The 23,265-nt window shown below is 66.4% G+C and carries 17 protein-coding genes; 5 read left to right on the top strand and 12 right to left on the bottom strand.

Translation table 11 applies throughout. From position 1 onward, the window contains the following. Positions 1-85 precede the first annotated feature (85 nt). Complete coding sequence (locus FYM52_RS09535) at positions 86-1,840, bottom strand: lysophospholipid acyltransferase family protein (RefSeq protein ID WP_154163904.1); 1,755 nt, start codon at positions 1,838-1,840, stop codon at positions 86-88. A gap of 188 nt (positions 1,841-2,028) precedes the next feature. Between FYM52_RS09535 and FYM52_RS09530 the strand changes: the two genes are divergently transcribed. From FYM52_RS09530 to FYM52_RS09515, 4 genes are all read left to right on the top strand, one after another. Further along, positions 2,029-2,982, top strand: coding sequence for a class I SAM-dependent methyltransferase (locus FYM52_RS09530; protein WP_154163903.1), 954 nt, complete (start codon positions 2,029-2,031; stop codon positions 2,980-2,982). Between the two features lie 59 nt (positions 2,983-3,041). After that, complete coding sequence (locus FYM52_RS09525; RefSeq protein WP_238826166.1) at positions 3,042-4,013, top strand: alpha/beta hydrolase; 972 nt, start codon at positions 3,042-3,044, stop codon at positions 4,011-4,013. Positions 4,014-4,363: 350 nt separating this feature from the next. Then, the gene (locus tag FYM52_RS09520; protein WP_154163901.1) at positions 4,364-4,948 is read left to right on the top strand and encodes a biotin transporter BioY; all 585 of its coding nucleotides are present in this window, start codon (positions 4,364-4,366) and stop codon (positions 4,946-4,948) included. A gap of 186 nt (positions 4,949-5,134) precedes the next feature. After that, positions 5,135-6,406, top strand: coding sequence for an MFS transporter (locus FYM52_RS09515; protein ID WP_154163900.1), 1,272 nt, complete (start codon positions 5,135-5,137; stop codon positions 6,404-6,406). 13 nt (positions 6,407-6,419) lie between these two features. Here FYM52_RS09515 and FYM52_RS09510 read toward each other — a convergent pair whose 3' ends face one another. The 5 genes from FYM52_RS09510 to FYM52_RS09490 all read right to left on the bottom strand — a co-directional run bounded on the left by FYM52_RS09510 (position 6,420) and on the right by FYM52_RS09490 (position 14,226). Beyond that, positions 6,420-7,625, bottom strand: coding sequence for an MFS transporter (locus tag FYM52_RS09510; RefSeq protein WP_238826165.1), 1,206 nt, complete (start codon positions 7,623-7,625; stop codon positions 6,420-6,422). 854 nt (positions 7,626-8,479) lie between these two features. Beyond that, on the bottom strand, positions 8,480-10,315 hold the full coding sequence (locus FYM52_RS09505; protein ID WP_154163899.1) for an acyl-CoA dehydrogenase: 1,836 nt from the start codon (positions 10,313-10,315) through the stop codon (positions 8,480-8,482). A 114-nt stretch (positions 10,316-10,429) separates the two neighbouring features. After that, complete coding sequence (locus FYM52_RS09500) at positions 10,430-10,888, bottom strand: PaaI family thioesterase (RefSeq protein ID WP_279899503.1); 459 nt, start codon at positions 10,886-10,888, stop codon at positions 10,430-10,432. Positions 10,889-10,890: 2 nt separating this feature from the next. After that, positions 10,891-12,066, bottom strand: coding sequence for an acetyl-CoA C-acyltransferase (locus FYM52_RS09495; protein ID WP_154163898.1), 1,176 nt, complete (start codon positions 12,064-12,066; stop codon positions 10,891-10,893). 45 nt (positions 12,067-12,111) lie between these two features. Continuing rightward, complete coding sequence (locus tag FYM52_RS09490; protein ID WP_042412912.1) at positions 12,112-14,226, bottom strand: 3-hydroxyacyl-CoA dehydrogenase NAD-binding domain-containing protein; 2,115 nt, start codon at positions 14,224-14,226, stop codon at positions 12,112-12,114. Positions 14,227-14,613: 387 nt separating this feature from the next. On the opposite strand from FYM52_RS09490, the gene FYM52_RS09485 reads away from it, so the two are divergent. Then, positions 14,614-15,741: a high-affinity branched-chain amino acid ABC transporter substrate-binding protein gene (locus FYM52_RS09485; RefSeq protein ID WP_154163897.1), complete on the top strand. Its 1,128-nt coding sequence runs from the start codon at positions 14,614-14,616 to the stop codon at positions 15,739-15,741. A 115-nt stretch (positions 15,742-15,856) separates the two neighbouring features. Here the strand turns inward: FYM52_RS09485 and FYM52_RS09480 are convergent, their stop codons facing one another. The 6 genes from FYM52_RS09480 to FYM52_RS09455 all read right to left on the bottom strand — a co-directional run bounded on the left by FYM52_RS09480 (position 15,857) and on the right by FYM52_RS09455 (position 22,900). Next, positions 15,857-16,552 carry an ABC transporter ATP-binding protein gene (locus FYM52_RS09480; RefSeq protein ID WP_045267004.1) on the bottom strand — a complete coding sequence of 232 codons (696 nt, stop codon included), beginning with the start codon at positions 16,550-16,552 and terminating at the stop codon, positions 15,857-15,859. A 15-nt stretch (positions 16,553-16,567) separates the two neighbouring features. Further along, positions 16,568-17,350 (bottom strand): ABC transporter ATP-binding protein, encoded by a 783-nt coding sequence (locus FYM52_RS09475; RefSeq protein WP_154163896.1) that lies wholly within the window; start codon positions 17,348-17,350, stop codon positions 16,568-16,570. Next, positions 17,350-18,690 carry a branched-chain amino acid ABC transporter permease gene (locus FYM52_RS09470; RefSeq protein WP_154163946.1) on the bottom strand — a complete coding sequence of 447 codons (1,341 nt, stop codon included), beginning with the start codon at positions 18,688-18,690 and terminating at the stop codon, positions 17,350-17,352. Before FYM52_RS09470 ends, FYM52_RS09475 begins: the two co-directional genes overlap by 1 nt. 28 nt (positions 18,691-18,718) lie before the next feature. Beyond that, complete coding sequence (locus FYM52_RS09465; protein ID WP_154163895.1) at positions 18,719-19,672, bottom strand: branched-chain amino acid ABC transporter permease; 954 nt, start codon at positions 19,670-19,672, stop codon at positions 18,719-18,721. A 99-nt stretch (positions 19,673-19,771) separates the two neighbouring features. After that, positions 19,772-21,007 carry a branched-chain amino acid ABC transporter substrate-binding protein gene (locus FYM52_RS09460; RefSeq protein WP_045267005.1) on the bottom strand — a complete coding sequence of 412 codons (1,236 nt, stop codon included), beginning with the start codon at positions 21,005-21,007 and terminating at the stop codon, positions 19,772-19,774. A 255-nt stretch (positions 21,008-21,262) separates the two neighbouring features. Next, entirely contained in the window at positions 21,263-22,900 is a 1,638-nt protein-coding gene (locus tag FYM52_RS09455; RefSeq protein ID WP_154163894.1) for a 3-(methylthio)propionyl-CoA ligase, read from the bottom strand. Positions 22,901-23,265: the final 365 nt, after the last annotated feature.

Raw genomic sequence — 23,265 nt, 5'->3', positions numbered from 1 at the left:
GCGACCAGGCATAAAAAAAAAGCAGCAGGCGCCCATCTGGCGGGCGCCTGCTGCTCTGCTTTTATTTATAAGCGCTACTGTGCGATCAGGCCGTAGCGGTTTCGGTCACGACTCCGGCCCCGGTTTCGGCCTCTGCCTCACGGCGGGGCATGTAGCGGTCGCGCTTGTGCGGCTTCAGGCGCTGCACGTCCACCAGCACCAGGCCATCGACGCAGTGCGAGAAATCCGGGTCCACGCCAAAGTCCAGGAAGCGCACGCCCCCGGGCTCGGCCACTTCGGCGTACTGCTTGTACAGCGTGGGCACGCTGGAGCCCATGTGGGCCAGCAGGTGCTTGAGGCGCACGAAGTCGGCCGCGCTGTCCTCGCCCGTGAACTGCGAGCACATCTCCAGCCCCTCGCCCGGCACATAGGGCCGGCGGGCGTGGGCCAGGCAGGCGGCGCCGTAGTGCGTGCGGTAGTGGTAGATCAGCAGATCGCGCGCCGCCTGGGGCATTTCGCGGCTGATGGACACCGGGCCGAACAGGTAGCGGCATTCCGGATAGCGTTGGATGTAGGCTCCGATGCCAAACCACAGGTAGTCCAGCGAACGCTTTCCCCAGTAGCGCGGTTGCACGAAGGAGCGACCCAGCTCCAGCCCCTGATGCAAAAAACTCTGCATGCCGGGCGTGAACTCGAACAGGCTGTGCGTGTACAAGGCCTCCACCCCCTGCTCGGCCAGCACCTGGGCGGTGCGCGCCATGCGGTAGGCACCGGCGATCTCCAGGTCCTGCGGGTCCCACAGGATCAGGTGGTCGTAGTGGGCGTCATAGCGGTCCAGGTCGCGGCGGGCGCCACTGCCCTCGCCCACGGCGCGGAAGGACAGCTCGCGCAGCCGCCCCACCTCGCGCAGGATGGGCGAATCCAGCGGCCCGCGGAACAGGTGGATGCGCTTGCCGTCCGGGGTCTCGCCCAGCAGCTCGCAGGCCGTCACGGCCTGGGCCAGGGCGCTGCGGTTGACCGGGTGGGCGATCGCCGTCTCCACCTTCAGCAGATTGGGCTTGTCCTGGGCCACGCGGTACAGGTGCTTGCGCAGCAGCTTGGCGGCGGCCTCGGGCTCGACCGGTAGGCTGCCGTAGCTGCTGTGCGGGATCGGGTGGCCGATGCGCAAGGCGATGCTCTTTTGGTGCTGACCGAACATCTCCTTGACCAGCAGCAGCGTGGCCAGGGGCTTGTACAGCAGCGAGGCGCCGTAGAACAGCGCCGAATTGCGCCCGTCGATGTGGATGGGCACGATGGGCGCCTGGGCCTGGTCGGCCAGACGCAGGAAACCAGGGTTCCATCGGCCATCGCGCACGCCCTCGGGGTGCAGGCGCGAGACTTCGCCCGCCGGGAAGATGATGACCGCGCCCTCGCCCTGCAAGTGTTCCATGATGGCCTTGAGCTGGCGCGCCGCGCTGCGCCCGCCCATCATGGTCACCGGCAGCAGCAGGCGCTTGAGCGGCGCCAGCTCGGCCAGCAGGCCGTTGGCGACGATCTTCACGTCGCGGCGGATGCCGCCCACCATGTTCAGCAGGGCCAGGCCGTCCAGCGAGCCGATGGGGTGGTTGGCGATGATGACCACGCGCCCGTGGGCGGGAATGCGCTCGCGCTCGTTGTCGCGCACGGCAGTGCTGAAGGCAAAGTGCTCCAGCACCTGCTCCACGAACTGGAAGCCCTCCAGGTGCGGGTACTGCTGGGCAAAGCTGCGGAAGCTCTGCTCGCGCAGCAGCCGGCGCAGCACGCCGCGCACGCCCTGGCTGAGTCGGGGGTGCCGCTGCAATTGCGGCAGGTGCAGGTCGACGATCTGGTCCACGGAAATCATGGGCGCATCCTTGCAAAAGCGGGGTGTCGCGATGGTCGGCAACTGCCGTGACAGGCTCGCGACAAGTGCGTGAAGCCTGTGTGACAGCCGCACCGCGCACCGCAGCCCGCAGGCGCCGTACACCGGCCACGGCCAGGGCCAGGGCTGTGGCCGCATACTCTCGCCCTTGTGTTTTTTCCGTGAATGCCATGCAAGCCCTGCTCGACACCATCGCCCAGCTCGAAGTCCCGACCGATGCCTGCCGCCTGTTCCACGGCCGCGGCGGGCGCCACCCCGGCTGCGAGCACCTGGTGCTGGACGCCTTCCCCCCCGTGCTGGTGCTGACCAGCTTCCAGCCGCTGGACGAGGCCGCGCTGCAGGCCCTGGACAGCGCCCTGCTCGCGCGCTGGGCGCAGATCGGCCAGGGCCAGCCGCTGAACTGGGTCTTCCAGATGCGCCAGCCCGGCACCAAGGCCGAGACACGCCTGGTGCGCGGCAGCGTGCCCGAACCGCACATCGTCACCGAGGCCGGCCTGCAGTACCGCGCCCATGTGCTGCGCGGCCAGAACCACGGCCTGTTCCTGGACATGGCCGCCGGCCGCCGCTGGGTGCGCGCGCACGTCGCGCAGCACCCCGAACACCGCCACGGCCTGAAGGTACTGAACCTGTTCGCCTACACCTGCGCCTTCTCTGTCGCTGCGCTGGACGCCGGCGCGCGCCAGGTGCTGAACATGGACATGGCCCAGGGCGCCCTGGCCACCGGCCAGCACAACCACCAGCTCAACGGGCTGACGGGTGCCAGCTTTCTGGCGCACGACATCTTCAGCAGCTGGGGCAAGATCACGCGCAGCGGCCCCTACCACCTGATCGTCATCGACCCGCCCAGCTACCAGAAGGGCAGCTTTGTGGCCACCAAGGACTACGCCAAGCTGATGCGCCGCCTGCCCGACCTGCTGCGCCCCGGCGGCCATGTGCTGCTGTGCCTGAACGCGCCCGAACTGGGCACGGCCTTCCTCCAGGACCAGATGGCCGAGATCGCGCCCACGCTGCAGTTCGTGGAACGCATCGCCAACCCCGCCGCCTTTGCCGATGTGGACGAGGAACGCAGCCTGAAGGTGCTGCTGTACCGCGCCCCGGCGGCCGACGGGCTGGCAGGGGTTTGACACACCAAACAGGCATTTCACGCAGTCACAGCAAGCGCTGACAGCTATGGATTTTCATGATGCACACCCCTGACCCCACCCCCATCGATCCCGCCCTGGCACACACCCAGCGCCGCTTTGCCCAACTGGATGCGGACACACCCACACCCCAGCTGGACTATGTGCAGCGCCGCCGCCTACTCAGCGAACTGCAGGCGCGCCTGCTGCGCACCCAGCCGCTGCCGGGCATTGCCATCCAGCAGCACTTTGTCAGCGCCCCCGGGCGCGAGATTGCCGTGCGCAGCTACACGCCGGCGGCCCGCGCCAGCGGCCAGACCCTGGTCTGGCTGCATGGCGGCGGCTGGATGGTGGGCAGCCTGGACACGCACGACGACCTGTGCGAACACCTGGCCCACTTCAGCGGCCACACCGTGCTCAGCGTGCACTACCGACGCACGCCCGAAAACCCCTTCCCGGCCGCCGTGGACGATGCCCACGCCGTGCTGCAGTGGCTGCACCAGATGCAGGGCGTGCTGCCCTTCGCCCAGCCCCAGGTGCTGCTGGGCGGTGACAGCGCGGGTGGCCACCTGGCCCTGTGCAGCGCGGTGCATGCCATCCAGCAACCCGCGGCCGACCGCGCGCAGATCCAGGCCCTGCTGCTGTTCTACCCCTGCCTGCAGCCCGGCCTGTCCACGCCCAGCATGGCCGAGTTCGCCCAGGGCTACGGCCTGACCGGCGGCGCCATGGACGAGTATTGGCGCGTGCTGGGCGGTGCCGACCTGCCCTGGCGCACCCCCAGCCTGTGCCACGCAAGCCTGCCGCAGCTGCCGCCCACGGCCATCGTCACGGCCAGCCACGACATCCTGCGCGACGAGGCCGAGGACTTTGCCCGCCAACTCCAGGCCTTGCCCCAAGGCCCGGCCGTGCAATGGACGCGCGCCGAAGGCATGGTGCACGGCTTTGCCCGCATGCTGGTCGCCAGCCCCGCAGCGCGCCAGGCGGTGGAAGCCGCCTGCCAGATGCTGGAACAGGTGCGCCGCCAGGCACGCTGAGCACGGCGCACACCGGCCTCGGCGGGCATCCCCGGTGTGCGGTCTGCGGCAGCCCGCCGCGTCGCGACAGCCGGTGCGGGGCTGCGCGGCCCCGTCGCACCAAGTTCTACGCGCTTTGACACCCGTTGAACGCGGTTGCCGGCAGCTTGCACGCGGATAAACAGCGCTTGCTCCATCCTGCCGGCAATTGCCGCGAAATGCGGTGTTTCACACCGCATCACCGCCCGCAGATCGACGCAGTTAGGCACGGTCAAAAATGCAGATTTAAATGCAGATGCATTCATGTTCCGCATGCGTTTCTGCAATTTGGCGTGCATAAAATACCGTCACCACCGCTAGGAACACCTGCCATGACCACCGCCCTAACCCGCCGCCACTCCGAATCCATCGCCCTGGTGGCCCTGTTTGCCGCCCTGCTGGGCGTGATGGGCCTGATCCCCAAGATCGACCTGCCGCTGGGCGTGCACATCTCCATCCAGACCCTGGGCGTGATGCTGGCCGGCTGCCTGCTGGGCCCCTGGCGCGGCCTGCAGGCCATGCTGGTGTTCCTGGTGGCCGTGGCCGCCGGTCTGCCCCTGTTGTCGGGCGGCCGTGGCGGCCTGGGCGTGTTCATGGCCCCGACCACGGGCTACCTGGTGGGCTGGACGGCTGCGGCCTTCGTCACCGGCTGGCTGATGGCGCTGCTGCCCAAGTCCACACCCCTGCGCGCCGCGGGCAGCGCCTTCGTCGCCTCGACCGTGGGCTGCATTGCCGTGCTGTATGCCTTTGGCATCGCCGGCCTGGTATGGATTGCCAAGCTGCCGCTGACCCAGGCCATCTGGGTGAATGTGGCCTTCATCCCCGGCGACCTGATCAAGTGCGCCTTGACGGCCCTGGTGGTGCACAGCATTGCCCGCGCCATGCCGGACTGGCAGTTCGGCGGCGTGCGCCGTTGACGCGGCGGGCGCTGGCACAACGCTAACGTCTGCGCCAAAAACGCTGGTAGCGCTGATGCAGTCAGCGCAAACAGCTATCAAAAAAATGGAATTTCCCCGCAGGGGTGACAGCCACCCCTGCCGCCATGGCCTACCATGCGCGCCGCGCGATACCTACATCCATACCACGCGCCAGGGAGATTCACCATGCACACCCCCCCCTCCTCCACGCCCACCGGCGGCTGGTACTTCGGCTGGAACATCGTGGCGGCCGCCACGCTGCTGACCTTGTTGACCGTCGGCATGCGCCTGGGCATCGGCCCGCTGTTCCTGCCCATGGCCGACGATCTGGGCTTCAGCCGCAGCCTGCTGGCCGGCATCATCGCCATCGGCATGCTGTGCTATGGCCTGGCCATGCCTGTAGCGGGCTGGCTGGTGGCCCGCGTGGGCACGCGCCACGTGCTGCTGCTGGGCACGGCCATCCTGGTGCTGTCCACGCTGTGGGCGGTCAACACCCGATCGGCCCAGGGCATTTTCTGGAGCTTCGGCGTCTGCATGTCGGTGGGTGCGGGCTTCACCAGTCCCGTGGCCCTGACGCCGTTGATCAGCCGCTGGTTCCAGCGCCGCCGCGGCATGGCGCTGTTCTTTCTGTCCACCGGCTCCATGGCCGGGATTGCCGTCATGACCCCGGCCCTGGGCTGGGCCCTGCAGCACTTCAGCTGGCAGCACACGCTGCTGGGTTTTGCGGCCGTGTTCACGCTGATCACCGTGCCTGCAGCGCTGTGCGTGGTGCGCGACGCCGCCCCGGAAGGCGGCGATGCCCCCCTGGGCACGGCCACCGGCAGCACCGCCACACGCCCCGCCCCGGGGGCCGAGCTGAGCGTGCTGCAAGCCATGCGCACAGCCCCGTTCCTGAAGGTGACGCTGGGCCTGTTTGCCTGCGGCTTCAGCATGAACCTGATGGGCACGCACTGCATGCCCATGCTGCTGGACCATGGTTTTGACGCCACCACCAGCGCCCTGGGCATCGGGCTGATCGGCCTGGTCGCCATTCCCAGCACCATGGTGCTGGGCCGCCTGGCCGACCGGGTGGAGCGGCGCAAGATGCTGAGCGTGATCTACGGCGTGCGCGGCCTGGGCTTTCTGGGGCTGATGCTGGTGGGCAGCGCCTGGCAGCTGTACGGCGTGGCGGTGGTGGGCGGCGTGGTCTGGGCCGGCAGCATTGCGCTGTCGTCCGCCATCCTGGCCGATGTGTATGGCGTCAAGAAAGTGGGCATGCTGTATGGCTGGGCCTACCTGGGCCACCAGGTGGGCGCCATGATCAGCGCCTGGCTGGGCGGCTGGGGGTTCGAGCAACACGGCACGCACTGGCTGGCCTTTGGCGCCGCCGCGGCCCTGCTGGTGCTGGCCGCAGGCGTGGCCCTGCGCCTGCCCGGGAGCGACCGCCCCGCGGTCTTCGGCCCTGCACAAGCCGCCTGAGCCAGGGGCCGCCTTAGTGCACGCTGCTGCGCATGCGCGGGTGGCGGTGGAACAGCCCCCCCACCACCAGACCCAGCACGATCACCATGGCGCAGAAGCTGCACACCGCCACCGTCATGCCCCAGTGGTCGGCCAGCCAGCCCATGCCCAGCATGGGCAGCATGCTACCGATGTAGCCGATCACCAGATAGGTCGACAGCAGGCCGGAGCGGTTGGACGGGGTGGCAATACGGTTGACCATGCTCATGCCCGACAGCATGCTCATACCGTGGCCCATGGCCGTGCACGCCACGCCCAGCACGAACAGCCAGGCCGAGCCCACCCACAGGTTCACCATCAGCAGCGCATTGCTGAGGGCCAGGCTCAGCAGACCGCCCAGGCCGCACCACTGCGTGGGCAGGTTGCCCACCAGCACCTGCACGCAGGCCGAGGCCAGCAGGATCACGGCGATGGCTGTGCCACTGACCACGGGGCCATGCCAGGGCACCAGCCGGTCCAGGAACAGCGGCGACATTGAGGCATACAGGCCGAACACGCCAAACGCGAGAAAGGGCAGCATGCAGGTCAGCACAAAGGCCGTGGAGGCACTGGGCTCCGGCCAGGTCAGCTTGGGCAGCACGTCCTGCAGCCGCAGCCGGCCCGCCTGGCGCGGCAGCGCGGCGGGTGGCAGCTCCAGACGCGCCAGCACGTACAGGCCCAGCACGCCCAGCACCAGGGTTGGGATGTAGGTGGTGACCAGCGGATAGGGGGCCCACTGCCCCATGATGCCGCCGACCAGTGGGCCCAGACCGAAGCCCAGCGCCATCAGAAAGCCGGTGACCATGGCCACGCGCTGCACATGGCCGGGGCGCGACAGCACGGCCAGGCCCTGCGTGGCGCTGGTGGTCATCAGGCTGGAGGCCACGCCGACGATGAAGCGCCCGACGATCAGGCTGGTCATGTTCCAAGCGATCAGGCTGAGGAAGGTGCCCAGCAGGGTCAGCACCAGCCCGGCCTGCATCACGGCCTTGAAGCCGGCGCGGTCCGGCAGGCGACCCAGAAACAGCAGGCTGCACAGCGCCCCGCTCATGTAGACCACGTAGATCAGCGAGATGTCGCTGGCCTGCAGTTGCCAGGCCTCTTTGTAGAGCGCGTACAGCGGGCTGATGAGGGCCGTGCCCATCACGCCGACGATCATGGCAAAACTCACCCACGCAAAGGGCGAACCTCTCAACTTCATTCTTCAAGCAGTGTGTAAGGCCACAGGAACGCGCAGCGTGGCGCTCCAAAGCAAGACCGCGCCCGGAATGACCCGGGCGCGGTCCAGCGGTGGCATGGGAAAAAAGATTCAGTCCATTGTGCGCCGGCACGGCGCGGCGGCGCAATCCCCGGTTGGACAGCCGACAAGCAAGCAGGGTTGCCACGCCCTGCCATGAAGCGGTCACACAGGCGGCCGATCAAATGTTGCAAGGTATTGCAAATGCATCAAGTCTTATAAAAGACTGCAAAAAATTAATGCCACCTGAGCATTTACTCGACCTGCGGATTCGTGCGCCGATGGCACATCAACCGCATTTTCCATTGGATATTCAAGATGAATGCGGCGCACCACGCAATAAACCTGCATATTATTCAATTTCAGAATTCCCTGTAGGCATGGAATTTCGCATAGCGAGATGCGCGCACACATATTTTTGCAGCGCCCTGCGGCCATCCCCCTAGAATCCGCGTGTCTTGCTGTTGTGACCCACAGACAGACGCTTGTATTTTGCGCCTCCTTCCCAGGAGGCGATTTTTTTGGGGCATGCCCGAAGCCACTCCGCGCCATGCATGGCATGGATGTCCGGATTCGCGGGGCTGGAGATATTCGGGACCTTCCAAAGTCGCCCACGCGATGGCGCTGCCGGCCTTGGTATTCATTTGGGCAGCGAGACCCAAGACAGGGCCAGCCCACAGGCCGGGGCATCCCGCAGGTCCTGCGGCGCGACCTCTCGGCGCGCAGCGCATGACATTCCCCCTTGAACGTGCCGGGCACGCCCCCCAACCCCGGACGGCCTGCACAGGCCCGCCAAGAAGGGGCGGGCCCGCCGGCCGTCAGAAGGCCTCGGCCGGCAGCTGGGCGCAGGTCAGATCGCGCGCGCTCACCACCTGCAGCCAGGCGGTGATCTTGGGCAGCTCATAGTGGTAGAAATAGCGTACTGCGCCCATCCTGCCTTCGTTGGCAACTATCGATAGCGCAGCATCGCGCTGCAGCACGGTCAGTGCCACGTCCAGCCACACCCAGGCCAGCACCATGTGGCCAAAGGCCTGCATGTACGGCACGGCATTCGCCAGCGCTTCCTGCGGATTGCCGGTGGCCCAGGCTTTTTTGGTGGCGCTGCCCACCTCCTGCAGTGCCTGGGCCAGCTGGTTGGCATAAGCGGCCAGGACCGGCTGCTGCAGGGCGCGTTCGATGGTGGCGTGGATGGTGGTGGCCAGCAGTTGCAGGCCTGCACCGCCCTGCATCAGCACCTTGCGACCCAGCAGGTCGGCCGCCTGAATGCCGTGCGTACCTTCGTGGATCATGTTCAGGCGGTTGTCACGCCAGTACTGCTCCACCGGGAAGTCGCGCGTGTAGCCATAGCCGCCGTGGATCTGGATGGCCAGGGAGTTGGCCTCCAGGCAGTTCTCGCTGGGCCAGCTCTTGGCAATCGGGGTCAGCACCTCCAGCAGCAGCTTGGCGCGTGCGGCCTCCTCCGGCGTTCCTGTGCGGCCTTCGTCCACCAGTTGGGCGCAGTACAGGTTCAGCGCCAGCGCGCCTTCGCAGTACGCCTTTTGCGCCAGCAGCATGCGCTTGACGTCGGCGTGTTCAATGATGGCCACCTGCGGGCTGCTGGCGTCCTTGCCGCCTTCGGTCATGGGGCGGCCCTGCGGGCGGTTCTTGGCATAGTCCAGGCTGGCGTAGTAGCCGGCCAGGCCCAGCATGGTGGCCGCCATGCCGATGCCGATGCGCGCCTCGTTCATCATGTGGAACATGCATTTGAGGCCCTCGTGTGGCCGGCCGACCAGGTAGCCGATGGCGCCTGCGCCGCCGCGCACGGGGTATTTGCCCTCGCCAAAGTTCAGCAGCGTGTTGGTGGTGCCGCGCCAGCCCAGCTTGTGGTTCAGGCCGGCCAGGGCCACGTCGTTGCGCTCGCCGGTCAACTGGCCGGTGGTGTCCACCAGCTTCTTGGGCACGATGAACAGCGAAATGCCCTTCACGCCCGGAATCAGCTTGCCATCCGGCCGGGGGATCTTGGCCAGCACCAGGTGCACGATGTTCTCGGTCAGTTCGTGGTCGCCGGAGCTGATCCACATCTTGTTGCCCTTGAGGCGGTAGCGCGCGCCCAGCGGGTCAGCCTCAAAGTCGGCGCCATCGGGCTCGGCACGCGTGGCGATGTCGCTCAAGGATGAACCCGCTTGGGGCTCCGACAGCGCCATGGTGCCGGCCCAACGGCCGTTGAATGCGTTGTCGGCAAACACCTGCTGCTGCATGGGCGTGCCGTGCACGCGCAGCAGGTTGGCGTTGCCCACGGTCAGCAGGTTGGAGCCGATGCTGATGCTGGCGCAGGCAAAAAAGCTGTTGGCCGCAGCCTCCACCACATACGGCAGCTGCATGCCGCCTTGCTCGTAGGGCTGGGCCGCGCTGAGCATGCCGCTGTCGGCATAGGCCTTGCGCGCCTCGCCGGTGCAGGCGGGCTGGGTGACCTTTTCGCCGTCGAAGCTGGGCTCCTGCGTGTCCACCGTGCGGTTGAAGGGCGCGTACTTCTCGCGGGCGATGCGCTCGCAGGTGTCCCACACCGCGTCAAAAGTTTCGCGGCTGTGGTCGGCATAGCGGGTGCGGGCGGTCAGGCTTTCGGCGTGCAGCCAGTCATAGACCAGAAATTCCAGGGTGGAGCGCAGCTGGGACATGGTTTTGAAGCGAAATCAGCCTCCAGCGCTTGCTGGGCAAGCGCCGACAGCTATGGTTGTTGAAACTGGCACACCGGGGCGCGGTGCGAGGCAAAGCCCCGCACCGGCACGGCTTCAGGCCTTGGGGGCGGGCAGGACGTTGATCGTGCCCTGCGCCGTGGCGCACAGTTTTTCCACGCCGTCCTGCACGGCAAACACGTCACAGCGCGTGACGGCTTGCGAGCGGCCGGCATGGATGCAGCTGGAGCGCGCGATCAAGCACTCGCCCACGGCGGGGCGCAGGTAATTGATCTTGAACTCGCTGGTGATCACCGGCACCCGCAGGGCCACGGCCCCGGCATAGGTCAGGGCGTTGTCGGCCATGTAGCTGACCACACCGCCGTGGGCGAAGCCGTACTGCTGGGTCAGTGCCGGGCGCAGGGGCAGGCGCAGTTCGCACGCGCCCTCGGCGGTCAGCTGCGTCAGCTCGGCGCCCAGCAACTGGCTGAACGGCTGGCTGGCCAGAATCTGCCGGCCAAAGGCCAGCACGGCCTCGGGCGTGGCCGCCGCGGGCGCAGCGTCGCGCGCGCCCACGCTCACAGCACCTCGAAGATGCCGGCCGCGCCCATGCCACCGCCGATGCACATGGTCACGCAGACGCGTTTGGCGCCGCGGCGCTTGCCTTCGATCAGCGCATGGCCCGTCAGGCGCTGGCCCGAGACACCATACGGGTGGCCCAGGGCAATCGCACCGCCGTTGACGTTCAGGCGCTCGTTCGGGATGCCCAGCTTGTCGCGGCAGTAGATCACCTGCACGGCAAAGGCCTCGTTCAGCTCCCACAGGTCGATGTCCTCGACCTTCAGGCCCAGCTTCTTGAGCACCTTGGGGATGGCGAACACCGGGCCGATGCCCATCTCGTCCGGCTCGCAACCGGCCACGGCAAACCCCAGGAAGCGCCCCAGCGGCTGCAGGCCGTGCTTGCTGGCGTAGTCTTCGTGCACCACCACGCAGGCGCCGGCGCCATCAGAGAACTGGCTGGCGTTGCCCGCCGTCACCAGCCCGCCGGGCAGTGCGCTGCGCAGGCCGGCAATGCCTTCCACGGTCGTGCCCTCGCGCGTGCCCTCGTCCTGGCTGACGGTGACCTGCTTGGTGGTCAGGCCCATGACCTTGTCGGCCACGCCCATGGTCACGGTGATGGGGGCGATTTCAGCGTCGAACAGGCCCGCGGCCTGCGCTGCGCAGGCCTTTTGCTGGCTGGCAGCGCCGTACTCGTCCATGGCTTCGCGGCTGATCTGGTAGCGCTTGGCCACCTGCTCGGCGGTCTGCAGCATGGACCAGTAGATCTCGGGCTTCATCTTGGTCAGCTCCGGGTCGTGGGCCATGTGCTGGTTCACCTCCAGCTGCACGCAGGAGATGGACTCCAGGCCGCCGGCCACCAGCACCTCGTTCTCGCCGGCGATGATGCGCTGCGACGCCAGGGCGATGGCCTGCAGGCCCGAGGAGCAGAAGCGGTTGATGGTCATGCCTGCCGTGGTCACGGGCAGGCCGGCGCGCGTGGCGATCAGGCGCGCCACGTTGCCGCCGGTCGTGCCTTCGGGCAGCGACAGGCCCATGATCACGTCCTCCACCTCGGCGCCGTCGATGCCGGCACGCTGCACCGCGTGCGCGACCGCGTGGGCGCCCAGCGTGGGGCCATAGGTCATGTTGAACGATCCCTTCCAGCTCTTGGCCAGCGGGGTGCGCGCGGTGGAAACAATCACTGCGGATGTCATAGGGTCAATCCTTCAATCTCTGGGTGTTCAAGCGGCGCACACCGCTCAGGAAAAACGCTGGCCTTCGGCCGCCAGGCGCGCCAGCAGCGGCGCGGGCTGCCAGAAGCTGGCATCGTCATGGGGGTTCTGGGCAAAGCGCTGCATGGCCTGCACCACGTTGATCAGGCCCAGCTCGCTGGCGTAGTGCATGGGACCGCCGCGGTAGATGGGGAAGCCATAGCCGGTCAGGTAGACCATGTCGATGTCGCCGGCCTTGCTGGCGATGCCGTCCTCCAGGATCTGCGCCCCCTCATTGACCAGGGCGAACACCAGGCGCTGCACGATTTCCTCGTCGGAGATCTTGCGGGGCGTGATGCCCTGGCTCTGGCGGTAGGTGCTGATCATGTCCAGCACTTCCTGGCTGGGGATGGCGTCGCGCTTGCCGACCTGGTAGTCGTACCAGCCCTTGCCGGTCTTTTGGCCATAGCGCCCCATCTCGCACAGCAGGTCGGCGGTCTTGCTGTACTTCATGTGCGGTTTTTCCACATAGCGGCGCTTGCGGATGGCCCAGCCGATGTCGTTGCCGGCCAGATCGCCCATGCGGAAGGGCCCCATGGCGAAGCCGAACTTCTCGACGGCCTTGTCCACCTGCTGCGGGGTGGCGCCCTCCTCGATCAGGAAGCCGGCCTGGCGGCTGTACTGCTCGATCATGCGGTTGCCGATGAAGCCGTCGCACACGCCCGAGACCACGGCCGTCTTCTTGATCTTCTTGGCGATCTGCATCACGGTGGCCAGCACATCGTGGGCCGTGGCCTTGCCGCGCACCACCTCCAGCAGCTTCATCACGTTGGCGGGGCTGAAGAAGTGCATGCCCACCACGTCCTGCGGGCGGCGCGTGAAGGCGGCGATCTTGTCCACGTCCAGCGTGGAGGTGTTGGAAGCCAGAATGGCGCCGGGCTTGGCCACGGCGTCCAGCTGCTTGAACACGGCTTCCTTGACGCCCAGCTCCTCGAACACGGCCTCGATGATCAGGTCGCAATCCTTCAGGTCGTCATAGGCCAGCGTGGTGGACAGCAAGGCCATGCGCTGGGCGTACTTGTCTTCCTTGAGCTTGCCCTTCTTGACCTGGGCCTCGTAGTTCTTGCGGATGGTGGCCACGCCACGGTCCAGCGCCTCCTGCTTGGTCTCCAGGATGGTCACGGGGATGCCGGCATTCAGGAAGTTCATGCTGATGCCGCCGCCCATGGTGCCGGCGCCGATCACGCCCACCTTCTGGATGGCACGCACCGGGGTGTCGGCGGGCACGTCGGCGATCTTGGAGGCCGCACGCTCGGCCATGAACAGGTGGCGCAGCGCGCGCGACTCGGGCGTCCACATCAGGTTGACGAACAGCTCGCGCTCGAAGTCCAGGCCTTCCTGGAACTTGCGTTTGGTGGCCGCTTCCACGGCGTCCACGCACTTCAGGGGCGCGGGGTAGTTCTTGGACATGCCCTTGACCATGTTGCGCACAAAGCCGAAGTAGGCATCGCCCTGGGGGTGCTTGCACTTCAGGTCACGCACCAGGGGCAGGGCCTCGTTGCCGTCGGCATGGCGCTCGCCCACGGTCTGTGCCAGGGCCAGGGCCTCGGCGGCCAGCGCTTCGGGGCTGGAGGCCAGCTTGTCGAACAGCTTTTGCCCGGGGATCTGCGCCAGCAGCTCGCTTTTCACGGCCTCGCCGCTGACGATCATGTTCAGTGCCGGCTCCACGCCGATGGCGCGCGGCAGGCGCTGCGTGCCCCCGGCACCGGGCAGCAGGCCCAGCTTGACTTCCGGCAGGGCCACGGTGGTGCCGGGCGCCGCAATCCGGTAGTGGCAGCCCAGGGCCAGCTCCAGCCCACCGCCCATGCACACGCTGTGGATGGCCGCCACCACGGGCTTGCCGGACTGCTCCACCTGCGCGATCACGGTGTGCAGGTTCGGCTCCTGCAGGGCCGCCTCCTTGCCGAATTCCTTGATGTCCGCGCCGCCCGAGAAGGCCTTGCCGGCACCGGTGATCACGATGGCTTGCACGCTGCTGTCGGTGTTGGCCTGGTTCAGGCCTTCGATGACCGCACGGCGGGTGGACAGCCCCAGGCCATTGACCGGAGGATTGTTGAGCGTGATCACGGCCACGGCGCCGTGGACCTTGTATTCAGCCGTCATGGCTTGTCTCCTTCAGTTCTATGAAAAAAGAACGGGCGTTCTGCAATTCATTCTAGGAAGGGTGCTGGCACAACGCCATCGCGTTTTGCCCTGTGTTTGTCTCAACTGGGACATCTGGGCCAAGGCAGGTTCTGCAGGTCGGAACACCGTCCAGCGCCCCACCGGTGCGCCAGGGTGGCACGGTCACGATCCGACCAACGGTCAGGACCGTGCCTGTGGCGTGGCGCAGTTCTTGCGATGCGGTCTGCGCAAGCGCAGCGCCGGAGGGGCTGTGGCTGCAATAAAACGCTGGGGAAAGCCATAGCCATGCCGGTCAGGGCTGCCCCAACAATGTGCACAGCGCGTGCCCTAGCGCGTGCATTCAACCCCTATCGGAAGGCTCACTCTATGCAACGCAAAACATTCATTCGCCTGAGTACCTCCTGGGCCGCCGCCGCCCTGCTGGGTACGGCATCCCTGGGCGCCCATGCGGCGGACCCCATCCTGATCGGTGTGCCCATCCCCATGACCGGGCCCAACACCCAGTATGGCGACGAGGTGCAGGCGGGTTTGTTGACCGCCGTGGAGGCGCTGAACGCCGCCGGCGGCATGAATGGCCGCATGTACAAGCCTGTGCTGATCGACGATGCCTGCGAACCCAAGCAGGCCGTGCCAGCCGCCAACCGCGTGCTCAATTCGGGCGCCAAGTTCGCCATCACCCACGTCTGCTCGGGCGTGACCATTCCCGCCTCCAAGATCTATGAAGAAGAAGGCATCGTCGCCATCACCCCCGGCGCCACCGCGCCCCAGGTGACCGACGGCCTCAAGGGCCACTACTTCTTCCGCACCATCGGCCGCGATGACCAGCAAGGCCCGTTCGCCGCCAAGTTCATCGCCAACAAGATCAAGCCCAAGGCCGTGGCCGTGCTGCACGACAAGCAGACCTATGGCGCCGGCGTGGCCCAGCACGTGAAGAACACGCTGGACAGCCTGAAGGTGCCCGTGGTGATGTACGACGGCCTGAATGCCGGCGACAGCGACTATTCCGCCGTGATCACCAAGCTCAAGACCGCCAAGGTCGATGCCGTGTTCTTCGGCGGCTACCACCCTGAAATGGGCCTGCTGCTGCGCCAGGCCAAGGAGCAAGGCCTGCAGACCCGCTGGATCGGCCCCGAAGGCGTGTTCAACCAGGGCCTGATCGAGATCGCCGGTCCCGCCGTCGAGGGCATGATGTTCACCTTCCCCGCAGACTTCAGCCAGCGCCCCGAGAACAAGTCCGTGGTCGAGGCCTTCAAGAAGGCCAAGCGCTCGGCCAACGGCGCCTACCAGATGCCCGCCTACGCGGCCCTGCAGGTGCTGGACAAGTCGATGAAGGCCGTGGGCCCCGACGCCAAGAAGGTGGCCGCCTACATGCACGCCAACACCTTCGACACCGTGATCGGCAAGGTGGCGTTCGACGCCAAGGGCGACCTCAAGGACTTCGAGTTCGTGGTGTTCGAGCTGGCCAAGGACGGCAGCCGCAAGGCCGTGCAGTAAACCACGGCCCCATCATGCACAAGGGCACCTCGCGGTGCCCTTTTTTGATGGTGGTAGGAATATCAATAAAAACGGCCGCCAGCGCTTACCCATCCAGCGCCAGCAGCTATGGTTTTCACACCTCCAGCCATTCCTTGCGGATGTGCTGGTTGGCCTTCAGCCCTTCGGGCGTGCCGTCGAACACGATGGCGCCGTGGCCCATGACTAGGGCGCGGTCGGAGATGCGCATGGCGATCGTCAGCTTCTGCTCGATCAGCAGCACCGACACCCCGCGCTGCTTGATCTTCTGCAGGTACTCGCCCACCAGCTCGACGATCTTGGGCGCCAGCCCTTCCGTGGGCTCGTCGATGATGATCAGGTCCGGGTCGCCCATCAGCGTGCGGCACAGGGTCAGCATCTGCTGCTCGCCGCCGGACATGACGCCGGCCTCAGTGTGCTGGCGCTCCTTGAGGCGCGGGAACATGGCGTACATGTCGTCAAAGCCCCAGCGGCTGCCCTTGCCGCGGCCCTTCTGGCCCAGCAGCAGGTTCTGGTGCACGGTCAGGTTGGGGAACACGTCGCGGCTTTCGGGCACATAGCCCAGGCCCAGGTGCGCGATCTCGTAGGTCTTCTGGCCGTGCAGGGCGCGGTCCTTCCAGGTGATCTCGCCCTCCCAGTCCACCAGCCCCATGATGGCCTTGGCGGTGGTGGAGCGGCCCGAGCCGTTGCGCCCCAGCAGGGCCACGATCTCGCCGGGCTGCACGGCAAAATCCACGCCGTGCAGCACATGGCTCTTGCCGTAATAGGCGTGCAGGTTATTGATCTTCAACATGGTGTCTCCCCCTCCTCAATGCAGGGCCGCCTGCTCTTCGGCGATGACCGAGCCGAGGTAGGCCTCCTGCACCCGTGGATTGGCGCGCACCGCCTCCGGCGTGTCGAAGGCGATCACCTCGCCGTAGACGACCACGGCGATCTTGTCGGCCAGGCCGAAGACCACGCCCATGTCGTGCTCCACGGTCAGCAAGGTCTTGCCCACGGTCACCTCGCGGATCAGGTTGATGAAGCGCGCGGTCTCGCTGTTGCTCATGCCGGCCGTGGGTTCGTCCAGCAGGATCACGTCGGCCCCGCCGGCGATGGTGATGCCGATCTCCAGCGCGCGCTGCTCGGCATAGGTCAGATTCACGGCCAGCTCGTCGCGCTTCTTGTGCAGGCCGATCTGCTCCATCAGCTGCTTGGCACGCTCGTTGACCGCATCCATGCGCGACAGGAAGCGCAAGAAGGTGTAGCGGTAGCCCATGCTCCACAGCACGCCGCAGCGCAGGTTCTCGAACACGCTGAGCTTGGGGAAGATGTTGGTGATCTGGAAGCTGCGCGACAGGCCCAGGCGGTTGATCTCGTACGGCTGGCGGCCGTCGATGCGCTGGCCGTGCAGCAGCACTTCGCCACTGGTGGGGGCGAAGCGCCCGCTGATCAAGTTGAACAGCGTGCTCTTGCCCGCACCGTTGGGGCCGATGATGGCCACGCGCTCGCCGGCCTGCACGGCCAGGTCGGCGCCGCGGATGATCTCGGTCTTGCCAAAGCTCTTGCGCAGGTCGCGCAGCTCCAGCGCATAGGTGGGTGTGTGCGTCATCAGTGGCCCTCCGCGCGCTGGATCTCGTGCTCAATCTCTTCCTGGATCTGGCCCCAGTGGCGCAGGAACTCACGGCGCGTCAGCTCGAACAGGCCCAGCCCGGTCGCAAAGACCAGCACCGCCCCCAGCCAGCTGTCCACGCTGCGCACGTTCAGCTGCATGCCCATGAAACGCAGCGTGTCGCCCAGCGCGCTGTTGAGCTGCAGGTGGTAGAGCATCTCCACCACCGCTGCCAGCCCCACCAGCATGGCCAGCGCCGTGCCGGCCAGCGCCAGGTAGGCGCCGAAGATGCGGCCCAGCTTGCCGTACTTGGCCAGGCGCAGGTTCATCATGATCAGGCTGGCGATGCCGCCGGGCGCATACATCACCATGAACAGGAAGATCAGGCCCAGGTACAGCATCCAGGCCTTGGTCAGCTCGGACAGAAAGACCGTGGCGATCACCATCAGCACGCCACCGATGATGGGGCCGAAGAAGAAGGTGGCCCCCCCCAGGAAGGTGAACAGCAGGAAGGTGCCGGAGCGGATGATGCTGACGCTGTCCATGGCGGTGACGATCTCGAAGTTGATCGCCGCCAGCCCACCACCGATGCCGGCGAAAAAGCCCGCGATGATGAAGCCCATGTAGCGCACGCGCTGGGTGTTGTAGCCGACGAAGGCCACGCGCTCGGGGTTGTCGCGCACGGCGTTGAGCATGCGGCCCAGCGGCGTGGCGGTGAAGGCGAACATCAGCGCCGTGCAGACGAAGCAGTAAAAGGCGATGAGGTAATACACCTGGATGCCCGGGCCAAAGTCCAGTCCCAGCAAAGGCTGGCCATAGACGCGGTTGGTGGTGATGCCGCCCTCGCCGCCGAAGAAGCCCGGCAGCATCAGCGACATGGCCGCCACCAGCTCGCCCACGCCCAGCGTGATCATGGCGAAGGTGGTGCCGGACTTCTTGGTCGTCACCCAGCCCAGCACGGCGGCGAAGAACATGCCGGCCAGGCCGCCCACCACGGGGATCAGCACCAGCGGAATCGGCAGGCTGCCGTCGGCGGCGCGGTTCATGGCGTGGATGGCGACGAACGAGCCCAGGCCGGTGTACACCGCGTGGCCGAAGCTGAGCATGCCGCCCTGCCCCAGCAGAATGTTGTAGGACAGGCAGATGATGATGGCGTAACCCATCTGGCTGAGCATGGTCAGCGCCAGCGAGCTGGTGAACACATGGGGCGCGGCGATCAGCAGCAGCGCGAACACGCCCCAGACCACCATGCGCCCGATGTTCCAGGGCTTGAATCGGTAATAGGCCGGTGCGGTGCGCGCGGCGCCCTCGCCCGGTACGGGCACGACTTCGTTGGGCATGTGCGGAATCAGGATGGCGGACATGGGATCAATCCTCCCGGGTGCCCATCAGCCCCTTGGGGCGGAAGATGAGCATGAGGACCAGGAACAGGTACGGCAGGATGGGCGCCATCTGCGAGATCGTCAGGCTGAGCAGCGACCAACCGAAGCTCTCGGGCGTCAGGTGCAGGCCCAGGGCCTGCAGCGCGCTGGCGCCGGAGTAGTCCAGCGCCACGGCAAAGGTCTGCACCACACCGATCAGCAGCGAGGCCAGGAAAGCCCCGGCCAGCGAACCCAGGCCACCGACCACCACCACCACGAAGATGATGGAGCCGACCGACATGGCCATGGCCGGCTCGGTCACATAGGTGTTGCCGCCGATCACGCCGGCCAGCCCGGCCAGCGCGCAGCCGCCGCCGAACACCAGCATGAACACGCGCGGCACGTTGTGGCCCAGGGCCTCCACCATCTCGGGCTTTTTCAGCGCCGCCTGGATCACCAGACCGATGCGCGTGCGCGTCAGCAGCAGCCACACGGCCAGCAGCATCAGCAGCGCCATCAGCATGATGAAGGAGCGCGACTTGGGAAACTGCGTGCCGTACAGCGTGAACAGCGGCCCCTGCAGCGACGGTGGCAGGCCGTAGGGCACGGCGCTGCGCCCCCAGACCAGTTGCACCACCTCCAGCACCAGGTAGGACAGGCCGAAGGTGACCAGCAGCTCCGGCACATGGCCGTACTTGTGCACCTTGCGCAGGCTGTAGCGCTCGAACACCGCGCCCAGCGCCCCCACCAGCAGCGGCGCCAGCAGCAGCGCCGGCCAGAAGCCGATGACGCCCGAGAGCATGTAACCGAAGTAGGCACCCAGCATGTAAAAGCTGGTGTGCGCGAAATTGAGCACGCCCATCATGCTGAAGATGAGCGTCAGGCCCGAACTCAGCATGAACAGCAGCAGCCCGTAGCTGATGCCGTTGAGCATGGAGATGGTAAAAAATTCAAGATTCATCAGACCCTACCCGCGCTGAAGCCACCGCGGCCCGCCGCGTGCGCGGGCCGTACCCACCCGCAGCGCAGGGCGCGCTGCGGGGCCATGCACCCCAGCCGGTCAGCTGGGGCGCTTCATCTGGCAGGACGTGGGGGTGCTGGCCACGTAGGGTTCGAAGAACTTCACCTGCTTGAAGGTGTGGCCGGTGTTTTCCATGTCCATCGGGTTCTGCGCATCGGTCTTGTCCCAGCGGCTGATGTACAGGCCCTGCTGCAGCTGGTGGTCCTGCTTGCGCATCTCCACCTCGCCGTTGAAGCTCTTGAACTTCATGCCCTCCATCACCGCCGCGACCTTCACGGGGTCGGTGCTCTTGGCGCGCTTGAAGGCCTCGCTGAGCATGGCAAAGCCGTGGTAGACGGCGCCGGTGTACATGTCGTCGTTGAACTTGGCCTTGAAGCCCTTGACCACGTCATTGATCGGCCCGGGCTGGTTGGTGTACGAGTAGGCCACCATGTAGACCTTGCCCGCCGCGCCCGCGCCCATGGCCGTGGGCACGCCGGTGGTGGCGCCGTAGTAGGTGTAGAACTTGACGTTGTTCAGGCCCGCATCGTTGGCGGCCTTGATCAGCAGCGACAGGTCCGAGCCCCAGTTGCCGGTGATCACGCTGTCGGCGCCGGACTGCTTGATCTTGGCGATGTAGGGCGAGAAGTCGCGCACCTGCGCCAGCGGGGCCATGTCGTCACCCACGATCTCGATGTCGGGGCGCTTGCGCTGCAGCATCTCCTTGGCGTACTTGCTGACCTGGTGGCCGTGCGCGTAGTTCTGGTTCATGAGGTAGACCTTCTTCACCTCGGGCTGGTCCTTCATGTAGGTGGTCAGCGCCTCCATCTTCATCGAGGTGTCGGCATCCAGGCGGAAGTGCCAGTAGCTGCACTTGCTGTTGGTCAGGTCGGGGTCCACGGCGGCGTAGTTCAGGTACAGCACTTCCTTGCCCTTGTTGCGGGCGTTGTGCTTTTCCAGCGCGTCCATGATGGCCAGCGCCGGGCCCGAGCCATTGCCCTGCACCACGTAGCGCACGCCCTGGTCCATGGCCGAGCGCAGGGCGCTGGTGGTCTCCTGGGGGCTGAGCTTGTTGTCGATGGGGATGATCTCGAACTTCACCCCGGCAGGATTGTTCTTGCTGAACTCCTCGGCCAGGTACTGCCAACTCTTCATCTGGTTGGTCCCCAGCGCGGCCATCAGGCCCGACAGGGGATCCAGCCACGCAATCTTGACGGTCTCGCCCTGCTGCGCCACGGCAGCGCCGGCACAGCTGAGCAACACGGAAGCGGCCACGGTCTTCAACACAAACTGCATGCTTGTCTCCTGCATTGGAATGGGATGGGTTGGTTGGAACTCACCGAAACACCCGACAAGCGTAGTCAGCCTTGCGTCAAAAACGCATGGTGGTTTCACTCTTGGGACTATCCCCCTCCGTAGGAATACCCATAAAAAAAGAGCGCCTGGCGCTCATCCACACTGGGTTTCAGATACTTTTCATATCCAAACCAAGCGTGGACAAGCGCCAGGCGCTCATGATTTCTCAGCCCGCCGCACGGCGGGCGCCGGCCCTCAGGCCGTGGGCAGCTTGTAGTCCTTGAGCAGCTCGCGCAGCTTGGTCTTGAGCATCTTGCCGGTCGCGCCCAGGGGGATGGCGTCGACGAAGACCACGTCGTCCGGGATCTGCCACTTGGCGGTCTTGCCCTCGAAGAAGGCCAGCAACTCCTCGCGCGAGACCTCGGCGCCCGGCTTCTTGGCCACGGCCACGATGGGGCGCTCGTCCCACTTGGGGTGGGGCATGCCGATGCAGGCCGCCATGGCCACGGCCGGGTGGCCCATGGCGATGTTCTCCACGTCGATGGAGCTGATCCATTCGCCGCCGGACTTGATCACGTCCTTGGTGCGGTCCGTGATCTGCATGAAGCCATCGGCATCGATGGTCGCCACGTCCCCGGTGGGGAACCAGCCCAGGCCCTGCTCATCCAAGATCAGCGGGCTGTCGCCCTTGTAGTAGCGGTCGATGATCCAGGGGCCGCGCACCAGCAGGTCGCCACAGGTCTTGCCATCCCAGGGCTGGTCCTTGCCGTCGTGGCCGACGATGCGCATGTCCACGCCGAAGATGCAGCGGCCCTGCTTTTGCAGCAGGCGGCGCTGCTCGGCCTTGGGCAGGTCCAGGTGCTTGTTCTTGAGCGTGCCCAGGGTGCCCAGCGGGCTCATCTCGGTCATGCCCCAGGCGTGCAGCACGCGCACGTTGTAGGTGTCCTCGAACATGTCGATCATGGCTGGCGGGCAGGCCGAGCCACCGATCACCGTGCGGTTCAGGGTGTGGAACTTCAGGCCGTTCTGCTGCACATGGCCCAGCAGCATCTGCCAGACCGTGGGCACGCCGGCAGCAAAGGTCACGCCCTCGGCCTCGATCAGCTCGTAGAGCGACTTGCCGTCGAGTGCCGGGCCGGGGAACACCACCTTGGCCCCGGTCAAGGGGGCCGAGTAAGGAATGCCCCAGGCGTTGACGTGGAACATGGGCACCACGGGCAGCACGGCATCGCGCGAGGACAGCCCCATCACATCGGGCAGCGCCGCGCCATAGGCGTGCAGCACCGAAGAACGGTGGCTGTACAGCGCCGCCTTGGGGTTGCCCGTGGTGCCGCTGGTGTAGCACATGCTGGACGCCGTGTTCTCGTCCAGCTGGGGCCAGCGGTAGTGTTTGGACTGGTCGCCAATCCAGGTCTCGTAGCTGATCAGCCCGGGGATGCCGCTGTCCGCCGGCAGCTTGTCGGCATCGCACAGCGCCACCCACTGGCGCACCGTGGGGCACTTGGCGTGCACGGCCTGGATGATGGGCAGGAAGGTCATGTCGAAGCACAGCACCTGGTCTTCGGCGTGGTTGACGATCCAGGCCACCTGGTCCGGGTGCAGGCGCGGGTTGATGGTGTGCAGCACGCGGCCCGAGCCGCTGACGCCGTAGTACATCTCCATGTGGCGGTAACCGTTCCAGGCCAGGCTGGCGACGCGGTCGCCATGCGCCAGCTTCATCGCATCCAGCGTGTTGGCCAGCTGCTTGGCGCGCCCGCACAGGTCCTGGTAGGTGTAGCGGTGGATGTCGCCCTCGACCCGGCGCGACACGATCTGCGCATCACTGTGGTGGCGCGCGGCAAATTCAATCAGATTCGAGATCAGCAGCTGCTGGTTCTGCATCAAGCCTTGCATGGAAATGGTGCTCCTGGTTTTTATGGTGCTGCACGGCCACGGCCCATCGCCGCCACGCGCGCATTCACCCCCATCCTAAGCGCATGTCCCGCACTGCGGGTGCGGGCTTTCCTGCATGCATGTGTCGCCCAGGTGTCACTTAGGCGGCAATTCGCAGCGTGCCGTGCGCGGCCGAGGCCCCAATCGCCCAGGGCGTGCAAGGTCAAGCCGCTTGGCCACAATGGTGGGCATGCATTCCCCTGACGGTTCCCCCACCCCGGACTGGCACACCGGCTTTGCCGCCCTGGGCCCGGCGTTTCTGACCCACCTGCCCATCATCCAGGCCGTGCACGCCAAGTGCCCCACGGTGCGCCAGTGGGTGGCGC

Origin of the sequence: Comamonas sp. CAH-2, from assembly GCF_009668305.1 — a bacterium.
Taxonomy (GTDB): domain Bacteria; phylum Pseudomonadota; class Gammaproteobacteria; order Burkholderiales; family Burkholderiaceae_C; genus Comamonas; species Comamonas aquatica.
This window is presented reverse-complemented; position numbering and strand designations above follow the sequence as displayed.